We start from the raw sequence: 13,214 nt of genomic DNA on the forward strand, positions 1-13,214 counted from the left end.
CCCCACGCCTTGAGCCCGCGCGCCCTGATCGCCTGGCTGCGCTTCCTGTCCTGGCCGGCCCTGCGCCACCAGGCCGGGCGCCAGGCCTTGGCCCTGCTGGCCATCGCGCTGGGCGTGGCCCTGTCTTACGGCGTGCATCTGTTGAACGGCGCGGCCCTGGCCGAGTTCGGCAGCGCTGCGGCCAGCCTCAATGGCCAGCCAGACTTGGTCCTGCGCGCGCCCGGCGGCACCGTTCAGGAAGACGCTTATGCCCAGATCGCCGGCCTGCCCGAGGTGGCGCAGGCCTCGCCGGTGCTGGGCGGCCAGGCGCAAGCCCTTGATGCCAAGGGCCAGCCCTTCAACGTCACCGTGATCGGCCTGGACATGCTGCAGGCGGGGCCCATCAACCCCGATTTGCTGCCGCGCCTGGCCTCGCCCCTGGATGGGCTGGACCCGGGCCGCGTCTTCCCCAATGCCGCGCTGCTGCGCCGCCTCGGGCCGGCCGGTGCTGAGGGTCAGGTCTTGCGCCTGCGCGCCGCCAGCCCCGACAGCGGCCAGGTGCAGAACCTGGACCTTCGCATCGGCCCGAGCAGCCCGGACGGCGGGCCCCCGCGCGCCGTGCTGGACATCGCCGCCGCCCAGGTCTTGTTCGGCCGTCTGGGCCAGCTCGAGCGGGTGGACCTGCGCCTGGCCCCCGGTGTCTCGCCGAGCGAGTGGCTGGCCCGCCAGCGCCTGCCAGCGGGCTTGAGCGCCACGCCGCCGGCCGATGAAAGCGCCCGCCTGGGCCGGCTGACGCAGGCCTACCGGGTCAACCTTGGCGTGCTCTCACTGATGGCCTTGTTCACCGGCAGCTTTCTGGTGTTTGCCGTGATTTCTCTGTCCGTGGCCCAGCGCCTGCCGCAATGGGCTCTGCTCGGCGTGCTGGGCATGAGTGCGCGTGAGCGCTCGGCCCTGGTCTTGCTGGAGGGGCTGCTGCTGGGCTTGCTCGGCAGTGCCCTGGGGCTGCTGCTCGGCTGGCAACTGGCAGGCCTGGGCCTGCGGGTGCTGGGCAGCGATCTGGGCCTGGCCGCCATCAGCGGCGTGCGACCGGCCCTGCAGTTCAGTGCCGCACAGCTGCCGGCCGCCCTGCTCTTCGGCGGCCTGGGCCTGGTGGTCAGCCTGCTCAGTGCCTGGCTGCCGGCCCGCAGTGTGCAGCGCATGCCAGTGGCCCAGGTGCTCAAGGGCTTGGGCCAGCGTTTGAGCGAGGGGCCGCCCGTCTGGCTGGGCCCGGCTCTGCTCTTGCTGGGCCTGGGTCTGGCCTTGCTGCCGCCGATCTCTTGGCCCGCGGCCCTGGCCGGGGTTCCGGTCGCCGCCTATGCCGCCATGCTGGCGGTGCTGGCCGGTGGCATGGCTTGCGTGCCCGCCTTGCTGCGCCTGAGCCTGGGGCTGCTGGCCTGGAGCCGGCCCGGGGCGAGCTTGTTGCTGCTGCGCGAGCGCGCCCGCGACCAGGCCGGCGAAGCCAGCCGGGCCCTGGCCGGTGTGCTGGTGGCACTGAGCTTGTCGGTGGCCATGTTGGTGATGGTGGGCAGCTTCCGCGATTCGTTGAACCAGTGGCTGAGCCAGATGCTGCCGGCCGATCTCTACCTGCGCTCGGCCCTGCGCGGCAGTGCCGGCCAGCAGGCTCCGCTGCCGCCGGCCCTGGTGGAGGCGATACGGGGCAGCGCTCAGCTCCGCGATATCAGGCTTCAACGCAGCCAGCAGGTCTGGCTCGACGGCATGCCGGCTGGGGCCGATCCGTTGGACCTGCAAGCCCGTGAGCTCGATGAGCAGAGCTTGCCCCTGGCCGGCGCCCTCGCGCCCGCGCCGGCGGGCCAAACACGTTTAACCCCCATCTACATCAACGAAGCCCTGCGCGATGCCCAAGGCTTGCGGCCGGGTCGGACCGTGCAGCTGCGCCTGCAGCCGGGCGGGCCGCCGCTGCCCGTGTTTGTGCGCGGCGTCTGGCGTGACTATGCGCGCCAGAGCGGCGCGGTGCTGATGCCGCTGGCCGCCTACCGGGCCTGGAGTGGCGACCTGCGCGTCACCGAGCTTTACCTCTGGCTGCCCCCCGGTGCCGATCCCAAAGCCACGGGCGAGGCCTTGCGTGCCTTGGCCGCCGAGCCTCAGGACCTGGAGGTTGCAGCCGTCGCGGAGCTGCGCAAGCTCTCCCTGCAGATCTTCGACCGCAGCTTTGCCGTCACCGTCTGGCTGCAGGCTGTGGCCTTGGCGATCGGTCTGTTCGGCATCGCCGCGGCCGCCTCGGCCCAGGCTCTGGCGCGGCGGCGCGAGTTCGGCCTGTTGCTGCATCTGGGCTTCACACGCGCCGATGTGCTGCGCCTGCTGGGCTTGGAAGCCGTGCTGCTGTGCGGCGTCGGCGCCATTGCCGGCCTGGCCTTGGGCCTGGGCCTGAGTGCGGTGCTGATCTGGGTGGTCAACCCGCAGAGTTTTCACTGGAGCATGGACATGAGCCTGCCCGGCTGGCGCCTCGCTGCCCTGCTGGCCGCCGTGTTCGTGGCCGGCGTGCTGGCCTCGCTCTTGGCGGGTTACCGGGCCGTGGCCCAGCAGGCGGTGCAAGCGGTCAAGGAGGATTGGTGATGCAGGGCGAGCCAGGCGACTGGGTGCCGGGCCGGCGCGCCTGGTTGATGCAAGCGGCAGCTTTGGGCCTGCTGCCGGGGGCGAGCCTGGCGCTCGATTCGACCGGCGCCGCGCGCCCTGCCCGGCTGAGCTTTCCGCGTGACTTTGGCGCTCACCCCGAACAAGCCATCGAATGGTGGTACCTGACCGGCATCCTGTCGCGGCCGGGCCGCTCGGAGCCGGAGTTTGGCTACCAGCTGACCTTCTTTCGCCGGCGCGGCCCGGCGGCGCCTGAGCACCCGAGCCGGCTGGCCGCGCGCCAACTCTTGCTGGCCCATGGGGCGCTCAGCGATCTGCGCCCGGGCGGACACCTGCGTCACGATCAGCGCCTGGGCCGTTCTGTGGCCGGCCTGAATGAGGCCAGCGAACTGGACTGTGCTGTCCGCATGGCCGACTGGCGCCTGGACCGTGTGCCGGGCTCCGGCCCGGACCGCTACCGCGCCGCCCTGAGCAGCCGCAGCAGCGGTTTCGCGCTGCAGCTGGAGCTGCAGGCCAGCCAAGCCCTGCTTTTGCAAGGCGACGGTGGCTTTTCGCGCAAAGGGCCGCAGCCCGAGCAATTCAGCCATTACTACAGCCAGGTGCAGCTGCTCAGCCAGGCGCAGCTGCAGCTGGACGGGCAGGTCTTGAGCCTGCAGGGGCGATCCTGGCTGGACCATGAGTGGAGCGAGCATCTGCTGGGCAAGCCTTCCGACGCAGGGTCAGCTGGCGCGGCAGCGACTGAGAGTGCCATCGGCTGGGACTGGGCCGGCATCAACCTCGGCGACGGCGGCGCGCTGACCGTGTTCCGCCTGCGCCGCGCCGACGGCAGCACGCTCTGGAGTGGCGGCAGCTGGCGCCGGGCCGATGGCAGCACGCTGATCTTCGCGCCTGAGGATGTTCAGATGCAGGCGCTGCGCCACTGGGACAGCCCGCGTGGTGGCGCTCGTTACCCGCTGGAATGGCGGCTGCGCACACCGCAGGGCGAGCAGCGCCTGCGCGCCCTGCTGGATGACCAGGAGATCACCGGTGGCCTGCGCTACTGGGAAGGCGCGGCCGAGCTGATCGACGCCCAAGGTCGGCGCAGCGGCCTCGGCTATCTGGAATTGACCGGCTATGCGGGGGCGCTGCGGATTTGAGCTCGGCCGGTACGGCCGGTACGGCCGGTACTCGGCGCTTCAGGCCTGCAAGGCACTGAACGTTCCCGGCAGCAGGCCCGGGCCGGCGCGCACGCAGTTGCGTCCCTCGGCCTTGGCCAGGTGCAAGGCCTCATCGGCCTCATTGAGCAAGTCGTCGAGGCCGACGTGGCCACTCTTGAGCACGGCCACGCCGATGCTGACGCTGACGGGCACAGGGTGGCCATTCCATGCGAAATCCATGGCCAGCACGCGCTCGCGAATGCGTTCCGCGACATCGAGCGCGCCGAGTGGGTCGGTGTGCGGCAGGAAGAGCATGAACTCCTCGCCGCCGTAACGGCACAAAACATCGGCCTGGCGCAGGGTTTCGCCGCTGACTTCGGCCACCTGGCGCAGCAGCATGTCACCACAGGCGTGGCCAAAGGCTTCGTTGATGCGCTTGAAATGGTCGATGTCGATCAGCACCAGTGCGCAGGGCGTCTGGTAGCGCCGGGCCAGCGACCATTCCCGCTCGACCAGGCTGAGGAATTGGCGGCGGTTGCACAAGCCGGTCAGGCTGTCCCGGGTGGCATAGCGGGCGGTGAAGCGCAGGGCCCGGTCGAGATGGGCCAGCAGAGCCAGCACGCAGGTACTGAGCACGGCCGCCAGGGACAGGCCGCAGAGCGCCGCGATCAGGGCCGCCGTGGGCCGGTCACCGCGCCCCAGCAGGGACACGACCAATTGCGACAGCGCCACGCAGACCAGGGTGATGAAGGCGCAGAAAAGCCAGTGCGCCGGGCGCGGTCCGAGGCGCCGCAGGGCGCTGCGCAGGGGCGGCAACCAGGCCGGCAAGTCCAGGGGCTCGTGCATAAAAGGCGAATGAGGAACGGGTACGTCGACAGCAGGTCTCGGTGCAGCCGGGCATTTCAGCACAGGCCAAGGTGTGGGCGCACAGCGCCCCCCGCAGGCTCGGGGGAGGACTATCCCGCTTTTTGAGGGGCAAACGACGCTTTTGTGGCGGGCTTGCTGAATGTCAAGATCACCCTTGGCAGCGGGGGCGAAACTGTGGCACGGGCGACGGTGTGCTTTCACGGCCACCCAAGACCTGCCCCAAAAGACGAGCCATCAAGAGGCCGGACAGGAGACACGATTGAACAAGAAGAGCCAAGGTCCGGGAACGGACGAGGCCGCAGCGGCGGCAATTGCAGTGGCGCAGCCTGTGCTGCTGACGGATGTGGAAGCGACCGTGGACGAGATCCTGCGCCGCCTGCCCGGTGAGATCCGGCTGGCCCTGCCCCTGGGCGTGGGCAAGCCCAACCCGCTGGTGAACGCGCTCTACCGGCGTGTGGCGGCGCAGCCCGAGCGCCGCTTGCACATTTACACCGCGCTGTCCCTGGAGCGACCCCTGGGTCGCACGGAGCTGGAGCAGCATTTCCTGGCGCCCCTGGTCGAGCGCGTGTTCGCCGACTACCCTGACCTGGCCTATGTGGCGCCACTGCGCGCCGGCCAGTTGCCGCCCAATATCTCGGTGCAGGAGTTCTTCTTCAAGACCGCCGACTACCTCGGCAACGAGGCGGCACAGCAAGGCTTCATCTGCACCAACTACAGCTTTGCCGTGCGGGACATGTGCAGCCAGGGCATCAATCTGCTGATGCAGGCGGTGGCCACGCGCCTGAACCCGGAGACCGGTGAGCGCGAGTATTCCCTGTCCTGCAACCCCGACCTCAGCTTTGATCTGCTCGAGCACCAGGCAGCCGCCGGGCAACCAGTGCTCAGCGTGGCCATGGTCAACGAGGCCCTGCCCTTCATGCCCGGGCCGGCGGTGGCCGACGCCGGGCTGTTCAGCCTGCTGCTGAGCGGGCCGGGCTGCAGCCACAGCGTGTTCGCGCCGCCCAATGCCGCCATTTCCTGGGCCGACTACGCCATCGGCCTGCATGCCTCCAGCCTGGTCAAGGACGGCGGCACGCTGCAGATCGGCATTGGCTCGCTCGGTGACGCCATCGCCCAGGCTCTGATCGTGCGCGAGACCCGCAATGCCGACTACCGGGCCATCTTGGCAGGACTGAGCGGCTGCAGTCCGTCCGACCCGCAGGCTGGGCGCGAGCTGGGCCGCTTCGAGCAGGGCCTGTACGGCTGCTCGGAGATGTTCGTCAACGGCTTCATGCGCTTGATCGATGCCGGGCTGATCCGCCGCCTGGTGTTCGACGATCTGGATTTGCAAGCGCTGGCCCTGGCGGGCCAGCTGGGCCCGCAGCCCGAAGCGAGCGTGATCCGTGCACTGCAGGAGCGCGGCCGCATCGCTTCGCCGCTTCGCCCTTGCGACCTGGAGTTTCTTCAGGCCCAGGGTCTGCTGAAGCCCGAGGTCGAGCTGCAGGCCGATGGACGGCTGGCCTATGCAGGCCAGCATTGGCCCAACTGCAGCGAGGCCATGGCGCCCGAATTGATCGGCCCGGCCTGGCGACGGGCCACGCTGATGCACGGCGGCTTCTTCCTCGGCCCGCGCGACTTCTACCAGCGCTTGCGCGAGTTGCCCGAAGCCCTGCGCCAGCGCATCGCCATGACGCGCATCCACTTCATCAACGAGCTCTACGGCGACACCCTGGGCTCGGAAGCGCTCAAGCGCGCGCAGCGCCGCGATGCCCGCTTCATCAACACGACGATGAAGATGACGCTGCTGGGCGCCGCCTCGTCCGATGGCTATGACTCGGGCCAGATGGTTTCGGGCGTGGGCGGTCAGTACAACTTCGTCGCCATGGCCCATGCGCTGCAGGGGGCACGCTCCATCCTGCTGCTGCGTGCCACGCATGACAACGCCCAGGGCCTGAGCAGCTCCATCGTCTGGCACTACGCCAACTGCACCATCCCGCGCCATCTGCGCGACATCGTCGTCACCGAGTACGGCGTGGCCGACTTGCGCGGCTGCAGCGATGCCGAGGTGATTGCCCGCCTGCTGCAAGTCTGCGACTCGCGCTTCCAGCAGGGCTTGATGGACGAGGCCAAGGCCCATGGCAAGCTGCCGGCCGACTACCAGCTGCCGGCCTCGGCCCGGCGCAATCTGCCCGAGGCCTTGCGCGAGCAGCTGCGCCCCTGGCGCAACAGTGGTGTGCTGCCCGATTTTCCCTTCGGCACCGACCTCAGCGACGAGGAAATGCAGATCGTGCGCGCGCTCAAAAAGCTCAAGCACGCCAGCCACCACCCGGTCGAGCTGGTCAAGCTCATCGTCAAGAGCCTGGGGCCGCAAACCCCGGTGCCCGAGGCCTGGCTGGAGCGCCTGGGCCTCAATGAGGCGCACAGCTTCAAGCAGCTGTTTTTGCGGAGGCTGTTTGCGAGCAATCTTTGAGACTGAAGTCTCGCTCAGGGCCAATTGCCCTCGGCCTCCCGTAGGAGCACATACTGCACGCCATCCTCGGCCTGCAGCTCTACAACCAGCGCATCGGCACTGTAGGGCCAGTGTTTGCGAACCTGCGGCACAACAAGCGCTTGAGCCGCTTCAATTACCGCGGGCAGGCCAAGGTCCGCACGCGGTGGAGCCCGTACTGCATGGTGGACAACATCGCGAAGCTGTCGAGAGCGGGACTCGGGCAAATCGGGGTTCAACAACGCAATCCACAGGCGGCACAATCACAATTCGAGGCCGCCCGAGTGGTTCACAGACCCCAATTTACCGATGAACCCCGAAACACACTTTCGCCGACATTCACGCGCACTGAGCGTTGAAGGTGGTCGTAGATTTCGGGTTGTTGGACAGCCTCGTTAGGCGTCACAATCGCACCCTTCTATCCTCCGAGGCACCGATGAACTGTTTTGTAATCATGCCTTTTGCCCCCGAATTTGATGACGTCTACGCGACCATCAAGAGCACGGTGGAGTCTGTCGCGCCCGTTGAGGGCGGTCGCTGCTTTCGCTTAGACGATTCGAGGCCGGCAGGCCGAATTACTGATCGTCTACTGGCGGAACTCAAGTCTGCTACCGTGTGTATCGCTGACATTACCAATCAAAAGCCAAATGTGATGTGGGAGATTGGGTTCGCCATGGCACTCTCCAAGCCAACCCTAATAATCACCCAAGACTTGGGCCATCTTCCCTTTGACATCAAGGACATGCAGAGTCTGGAATACGACCGGAGTCGACTCAACGCGACGCTTGCCTCGCCACTGAAACGATCTCTCCTGGATACATTGAGCAGCCTTCAGAACACGAACAGCACACCGGCGGCAAGTGCCGACGACAGAAACTCTGAAGCAGTCGGTTCACTGATGGCGGAAGTGGCCGAACTAAAGACGATGGTTTCAGAGGTAGTCACCGCCTGGAAGGAACGGGAGAACTTCTTGCCCGCACCTATCGCTGACACCCGGCAGTTGGAAGGAGATTGGTTGAGCAAGGAATCTGGGAGTCACGTCTATGCGAGATCAATCCACGGGCAGCTGATTGCACCCTACTGCTTCGGAGGTGACGACGGCCTAACTGGCGTCTACTACGAATGGCGGCGCATAGGCGAGTACTGGTTTGCAAAATACAAATGGCTGGATGCCGACCTGTCCGGATTCTCCTTCCTTCGAATGCAGTCCGTCGATCTCATGAATGGCGCGTGGTGGTCATCCGAACAGGAAGTTGGTGTTCAGAAGGCTCCTCCCAAGAGCGCTGGCGTCACGTCTACATGGATTCGTAGAAAAGGCGCCAAAACCCCGAAGTGGGCGACTGCCTTCTTCAAGCGGTTGGAGATTGAGGGTGTGGAGACGGTACTCTCACGATACTAAACCTCAGAACCCAAGATATCGTTGAGTGACGCCTAACCCATCGCTCAAGCGGAGCACCAACGGCAGTGCGCCAGGGCCCGGGCTGTGAAAATGCACCGAGTGCCACAGGCCAAGCCCTAGTGGCCTGCCGTTTTAAATCCGCCTAGATCGAGCGTTACGCCTTGAATCCCTCCCATCCTTGCGTCTATGCCCATATTCAGAATCATTGCACTGGCATTCCTGTGCATCGCCTCAAACGCAGTCAATGCTCAAATTCCAGGTGTGCCTAACATAGACTTTCAACGCTACTTTCCGCACATCACAGCAGTTTCGGAAGAAAAGGTGATGAGAGATTTTCCAGATGGCGTTCAGTACAAGTTCCTGACAGTCCGAGACGCTATCGACAACTCAATAGTCGTTGCACTAACTCGAAAAGAGGGCAAAGAGCGTCTGGTTCGCGTATTTCTCGCCAGGGGACCGATTGAGGGGTCAGAAGAAACACTGAAGAAGACGGTTGCGAAATTCTCAGGCACTCTGGGAGTGAGTTTCGAGTTCATCGATCTAAGGGAAATCAGAACTTTTGAGGAGTTCGAGGCCCATGCGAGAGACCTGGGTTGGGGCCTGCAAGTGCAATCCAAATAGCGCGACATAAACATTCGCTCAGCTAAACCCATTGCAGTAGGCGGCCAAAAGCTCGTCATTTAGTTCTAGACTTTCAGCTGCCTGCCACAACGGTCAGTTTTGCCCCAGCGTTATGAATCCAGCTGCCGCAACAATCGCACTCATCGCCGCAATCACGTCATCCGCCATGGCTCAGCCCCCAGAACTCCCACCACTTCCGCCAGAAGTCATGCGCATGATGGAAGAGTTCAACAACCGGAAGAAGTACGCCGAATTTGATCTGGTGACGCTTCAGGCGATCAAGGACGTGCACCTGGAGCAAGCAATTCTCGATTACATCTTTGCGAAACTAGACGCAAGGCCTGGTCAGCGCGTTCAGGTCATTTCGAACCTACCGCCGGCATTTCAGGCCTTCTACATGTCGTGGCTGGTTGAGGCCGAGGTGATGAATGGTGGGTTCAATCAGTACTTCTGGAATTCGTCGTCAGAGTTCGCTGAACAAACGCCCGCTGCACTGGCAGTGATCGGCGACGAGGTCGCCGCAGAAATGATGCGAAGAGCGATTGCTGTAGCAATCGCGGAAATCCCAAGTATGAAGAAGTACAAGAGCGCAGCGACACTCGAGGCCTTCTCTGATTCGTACAAACACACGAAGCTCAACGATCTCGACAAGCCGTTCTGCAAGCGCGCCGAAGGCTTTCCCGCACTGCGTCTGCACTATGTCCGCAACCACCAGCAGTCGTTTGTCACCCAGTGAGAAATGACGGCCAGCCCTTCACCCGAGCCGGCCCGTGTCGGCAAGCGGTCTGTCGCGGCGCCCAGTGACAAAGGCTTGCTTCGTCCTCTCGTCTCGTCGGCTCGACAATGGTTTGCAGTCGTCTTGTAGGTTTTGGACTGATGCATACCAAGGAGGCCCCACGGAATACGACGAGACAAGGCTGCAGGAGGCTGTCCTTGCCCTGCTGGGTGCGTTTGAATTTGAAAACGGGCGAGTCTGGAAGCGATGCGACTTCGCCGTGATGGACGCGCTTCACGAGCAAGGCTGCATCACGGATCCGCACGGGCGGACGGAATCGATCTACCTGACGTCCGAGGGCCTGCGCAAGGCGAAGGCCTTGGCCGCCGAGAAGTTTGGAACCCGAGCTTGAATGAATGAATGAATAAAGTCAGTGGCGGACCCGATGCGCTGCTGATTGATCAGCAGCAGCCCCGACGCCCTCGCCACTGACCTCAGTGCGCCCCACCCGCATCCACCGCCGCCGCGCCCGCCGCTAACTTGACCGGCCGACGGGTCAACCAGATGCCCGCGATCAGCAGCAAAAAGATGGCCGCCGAGGCAAGAAAGATATCGTCGGCCGCGCGAGTGAAAGCCTGCTGATCGATCAGGCGGTTGATCTGGAAGGCCGCTTGCTGTGGCGACAGGCCCGCGGTCTGCAGCCCGGCCAAAGCTTCGGTGGCGACCGGGTCGCCCTGCGCCAGGCGCTCCACCATGTGCTGGTGGTGCAGCGTGGCGCGGCTTTCCCAGAGCGTGGTCGAGATGGAGGTGCCCATGGCCCCGGCCGTGATGCGCACGAAGTTGGACAGGCCGGCGGCGGCCGGCAAGCGGTCCGGGGTCAGGCCGCTCAGGGTCAGCGTGGTCAGCGGGATGAAGAAGCAGGCCAGGGCCGCACCTTGCAGAATCGTCGGCACCATGATGGTGGCGAAATCGGTCTGCGTGGTGAAGTTGGAGCGCATCCACAGCACCAGGGCGAACATCAGAAAGGCAAAAGTGCCGATCTTGCGCGGGTCCACCCGGGCCACGTTCTTGCCCACCACGGGCGAGAGCAAGATGGCCAGCAAGCCCACCGGCGCCAACGCCATGCCGGCGTCCGTCGCGGTGTAGCCCATCCACTGCTGCAGCCACAGCGGCAGCAGCACCACATTGCCGAAGAAGAGCCCATAGCCGATCGACAGCGTGGCCGTGCCGAAGATGAAGTTGCGGCGCGCGAACAGGCGCAGATCCACCACCGGGTGCTTGTCGGTCAGCTCCCAGGCGACGAAGAAGGCAAAGCCCACGGCCGCGGCGACCGCCAGGATCTGGATTTCGCCGCTGGCGAACCAGTCCAGCTCCTTGCCCTTGTCCAACATGATTTGTAGCGCCCCGACCCAGATGACCAGCAGGGCCAGGCCCACGCCGTCAATGGGCAGCTTTTTGATCGGCGTCTCACGTTTGCGATAGAGCTGCCAGGTCAAGAGGGCCGAGAACAAGCCCACGGGCACATTGATGTAAAAAATCCAGGGCCAGGAGACGTTGTCGGTGATCCAGCCGCCCAAGAGTGGCCCGACCACGGGTGCCACCAGCGTGGTCATGCCCCAGAGCGCCAGCGCCGTGCCCGCCTTGGCGGCCGGGAAGCTGCTCAGCAGCAAGGTTTGCGAGAGCGGGATCATGGGCCCGGCCACCAGGCCTTGCAGCACCCGGCAGGCGATCAACATCTCCAGCGAGTGCGCGAAGCCGCACAGCCAGGAGGCCAGCACGAAGAGCAAGACGCTGGTGGTGAACAGGCGCACCGCGCCGAAGCGCTGGGTCAGCCAGCCGGTCAAGGGCACCGAGATCGCATTGGCCACGCCAAAGCTGGTGATGACCCAGGTGCCCTGCACCGGGCTCACGCCCAGATCGCCCGAGATCGCCGGCAGCGAGACGTTGGCGATGGACGAGTCCAGCACATTCATGAAAGTAGCCAGGGACAAGGCCAGGGTGCCCAGCACCAGGGCCGAGCCCTGCAAGGGCGGCGGCGGCGCTGGCGGCACCAGCGAAGCCTGAGGTGTGGAGGCGGAAGACGAGCTGCTCATTCGCTGGGCTCGCCGATCAGGCCTTGGCGGCCGCGGTGGCAGCATGGGCCGGCTTCACCACTCGTGCGGCCGCCTTGCTGCCCAGATTGGCCTTGATGATGCGGGCCACTTCGGCCTCGGCCGCCTGGTCCTGGCGCTCGAACACCGAGGTCTGGGCCAGCGGTGTCTGGCGGGTTTGCGCTTCGGCCAGGCTCTTGCCGCTCTGGTCTTGCACATCGACGCTGACATTCATGGACAGGCCCACGCGCAGCGGATGCTCGGCCACCTGCTTGGCGTCGAGCGCGATGCGAACGGGCACACGCTGCACCACCTTGATCCAATTGCCGGTGGCGTTTTGCGCCGGCAGCAGGGCAAACGCGGCGCCGGTGCCTGCGCCGAGGCCAGCAATCTGGCCCTTGAACTCGACCTTCTTGCCGTAGACATCGGCCACCAGGGTGGCGGGCTGGCCGATGTGCAGGCGGGCGAGCTGGCCTTCCTTGAAGTTGGCGTCGACCCAGACTTGCTGCAGGCCCACCACGGCCATCAGCGGCGCACCGGCGGCCACACGTTGGCCCAACTGCACGCTGCGGCGGGCGATCCACCCGTCCACCGGCGCCGGCACTTCGACGCGCTGCAGGGCCAGGAAAGCCTCGCGCACACGGGCTGCGGCGCGCTGCACATTGGGGTGCTGCTCGACGCTGACGCCTTCGGTCAGCACCTGGTTGGCGTTCAGCTGCTCCTGGGCCGTCAGCTGGGCCGACTGCGCCGTCTGCAGCGAGCTCTTGGCGCTGGCGACCTGGGCGGTGGCGTGCTCGTATTCTTCGCGGCCGATGGCGCCGGTGCTGAGCAGCGGCGCACGGCGCGCCACATCGGCTTGCAGCGTGGCCAGCTGCACTTCGGCGCGGCGCACCTCGCTGTCGCGGGCGCGGATCTGCGCTTGCAGGGTGCTGTTGTTGGCATAGAGGCCGCGCACCTCCCGCACGGTCTGCGCCAGCTGGCTTTGGGCTTGCTCCAGGGCCACGCGGGCGTCGGCTGCGTCCAGGCTGACCAGGGCCTGGCCGGCGCGCACGAAGTCGGTGTCGTCGGCATGGATGGCGCGCACGGTGCCGGCCACCAAGGGCGTGATCTGCACGACGTTGGCGTTGACGTAGGCGTTGTCGGTTTGCTCGAAGCGGCGGCCGACCATGGCGTCGTAAACACCGTAGCCAATGCCGGCGATCAGCACCACCAGGGTCAGGGCCGTCAGCGCCTTTTTGCGCTTGGGGTTGGATTCGGGCTTGGATGCTTGGATGTCAGACATGATCTTGGCTCTCTTCGATGTGCGTCG

At 65.6% G+C, this 13,214-nt stretch carries 11 protein-coding genes; 8 read left to right on the plus strand and 3 right to left on the minus strand.

Annotation, left to right across the window (positions count from 1 at the left end):
• Window positions 1–9 precede the first annotated feature (9 nt).
• Entirely contained in the window at window positions 10–2,592 is a 2,583-nt protein-coding gene (locus ACQY39_RS15830; protein ID WP_428507800.1) for an FtsX-like permease family protein, read from the plus strand.
• Entirely contained in the window at window positions 2,592–3,746 is a 1,155-nt protein-coding gene (locus ACQY39_RS15835) for a lipocalin-like domain-containing protein (RefSeq protein ID WP_428507802.1), read from the plus strand. Before ACQY39_RS15830 ends, ACQY39_RS15835 begins: the two co-directional genes overlap by 1 nt.
• Before the next feature lie 39 nt (window positions 3,747–3,785).
• On the opposite strand, the gene ACQY39_RS15840 is transcribed toward ACQY39_RS15835, so the two are convergent.
• The gene (locus tag ACQY39_RS15840; protein WP_428507804.1) at window positions 3,786–4,592 is read right to left on the minus strand and encodes a GGDEF domain-containing protein; all 807 of its coding nucleotides are present in this window, start codon (window positions 4,590–4,592) and stop codon (window positions 3,786–3,788) included.
• A gap of 280 nt (window positions 4,593–4,872) precedes the next feature.
• Here ACQY39_RS15840 and ACQY39_RS15845 point away from each other — a divergent pair, with 280 nt between their 5' ends.
• The 6 genes from ACQY39_RS15845 to ACQY39_RS15870 all read left to right on the plus strand — a co-directional run bounded on the left by ACQY39_RS15845 (window position 4,873) and on the right by ACQY39_RS15870 (window position 10,227).
• On the plus strand, window positions 4,873–7,062 hold the full coding sequence (locus ACQY39_RS15845; protein ID WP_428507806.1) for an acetyl-CoA hydrolase/transferase C-terminal domain-containing protein: 2,190 nt from the start codon (window positions 4,873–4,875) through the stop codon (window positions 7,060–7,062).
• Window positions 7,063–7,133: 71 nt separating this feature from the next.
• Window positions 7,134–7,439, plus strand: a complete 306-nt coding sequence (locus ACQY39_RS15850; protein ID WP_428510850.1) for a transposase — start codon at window positions 7,134–7,136, stop codon at window positions 7,437–7,439.
• A 95-nt stretch (window positions 7,440–7,534) separates the two neighbouring features.
• Window positions 7,535–8,479, plus strand: a complete 945-nt coding sequence (locus ACQY39_RS15855) for a hypothetical protein (protein WP_428507808.1) — start codon at window positions 7,535–7,537, stop codon at window positions 8,477–8,479.
• A 186-nt stretch (window positions 8,480–8,665) separates the two neighbouring features.
• Entirely contained in the window at window positions 8,666–9,100 is a 435-nt protein-coding gene (locus tag ACQY39_RS15860) for a hypothetical protein (protein ID WP_428507810.1), read from the plus strand.
• Between the two features lie 208 nt (window positions 9,101–9,308).
• On the plus strand, window positions 9,309–9,836 hold the full coding sequence (locus ACQY39_RS15865) for a DMP19 family protein (protein ID WP_428507812.1): 528 nt from the start codon (window positions 9,309–9,311) through the stop codon (window positions 9,834–9,836).
• 64 nt (window positions 9,837–9,900) lie between these two features.
• Window positions 9,901–10,227 (plus strand): DUF6429 family protein, encoded by a 327-nt coding sequence (locus ACQY39_RS15870; RefSeq protein WP_428510852.1) that lies wholly within the window; start codon window positions 9,901–9,903, stop codon window positions 10,225–10,227.
• An 82-nt stretch (window positions 10,228–10,309) separates the two neighbouring features.
• Here ACQY39_RS15870 and ACQY39_RS15875 read toward each other — a convergent pair whose 3' ends face one another.
• Window positions 10,310–11,908, minus strand: a complete 1,599-nt coding sequence (locus ACQY39_RS15875) for a DHA2 family efflux MFS transporter permease subunit (protein ID WP_428507814.1) — start codon at window positions 11,906–11,908, stop codon at window positions 10,310–10,312.
• A 16-nt stretch (window positions 11,909–11,924) separates the two neighbouring features.
• Window positions 11,925–13,187 carry an efflux RND transporter periplasmic adaptor subunit gene (locus ACQY39_RS15880; RefSeq protein WP_428507816.1) on the minus strand — a complete coding sequence of 421 codons (1,263 nt, stop codon included), beginning with the start codon at window positions 13,185–13,187 and terminating at the stop codon, window positions 11,925–11,927.
• Window positions 13,188–13,214 lie beyond the last annotated feature (27 nt).

It is taken from the genome of Roseateles sp., assembly GCF_965262435.1.
GTDB lineage: Bacteria > Pseudomonadota > Gammaproteobacteria > Burkholderiales > Burkholderiaceae_C > Paucibacter_A.

Coding starts and splice junctions, on each gene's coding strand:
- ACQY39_RS15835 (WP_428507802.1), top strand. CDS start 2,592: ATGCAGGGCGAGCCAGGCGACTGGGTGCCGGGCCGGCGCGCCTGGTTG.
- ACQY39_RS15855 (WP_428507808.1), top strand. CDS start 7,535: ATGCCTTTTGCCCCCGAATTTGATGACGTCTACGCGACCATCAAGAGC.
- ACQY39_RS15840 (WP_428507804.1), bottom strand. CDS start 4,592: ATGCACGAGCCCCTGGACTTGCCGGCCTGGTTGCCGCCCCTGCGCAGC.
- ACQY39_RS15860 (WP_428507810.1), top strand. CDS start 8,666: ATGCCCATATTCAGAATCATTGCACTGGCATTCCTGTGCATCGCCTCA.
- ACQY39_RS15875 (WP_428507814.1), bottom strand. CDS start 11,908: ATGAGCAGCTCGTCTTCCGCCTCCACACCTCAGGCTTCGCTGGTGCCG.
- ACQY39_RS15865 (WP_428507812.1), top strand. CDS start 9,309: ATGCGCATGATGGAAGAGTTCAACAACCGGAAGAAGTACGCCGAATTT.
- ACQY39_RS15880 (WP_428507816.1), bottom strand. CDS start 13,187: ATGTCTGACATCCAAGCATCCAAGCCCGAATCCAACCCCAAGCGCAAA.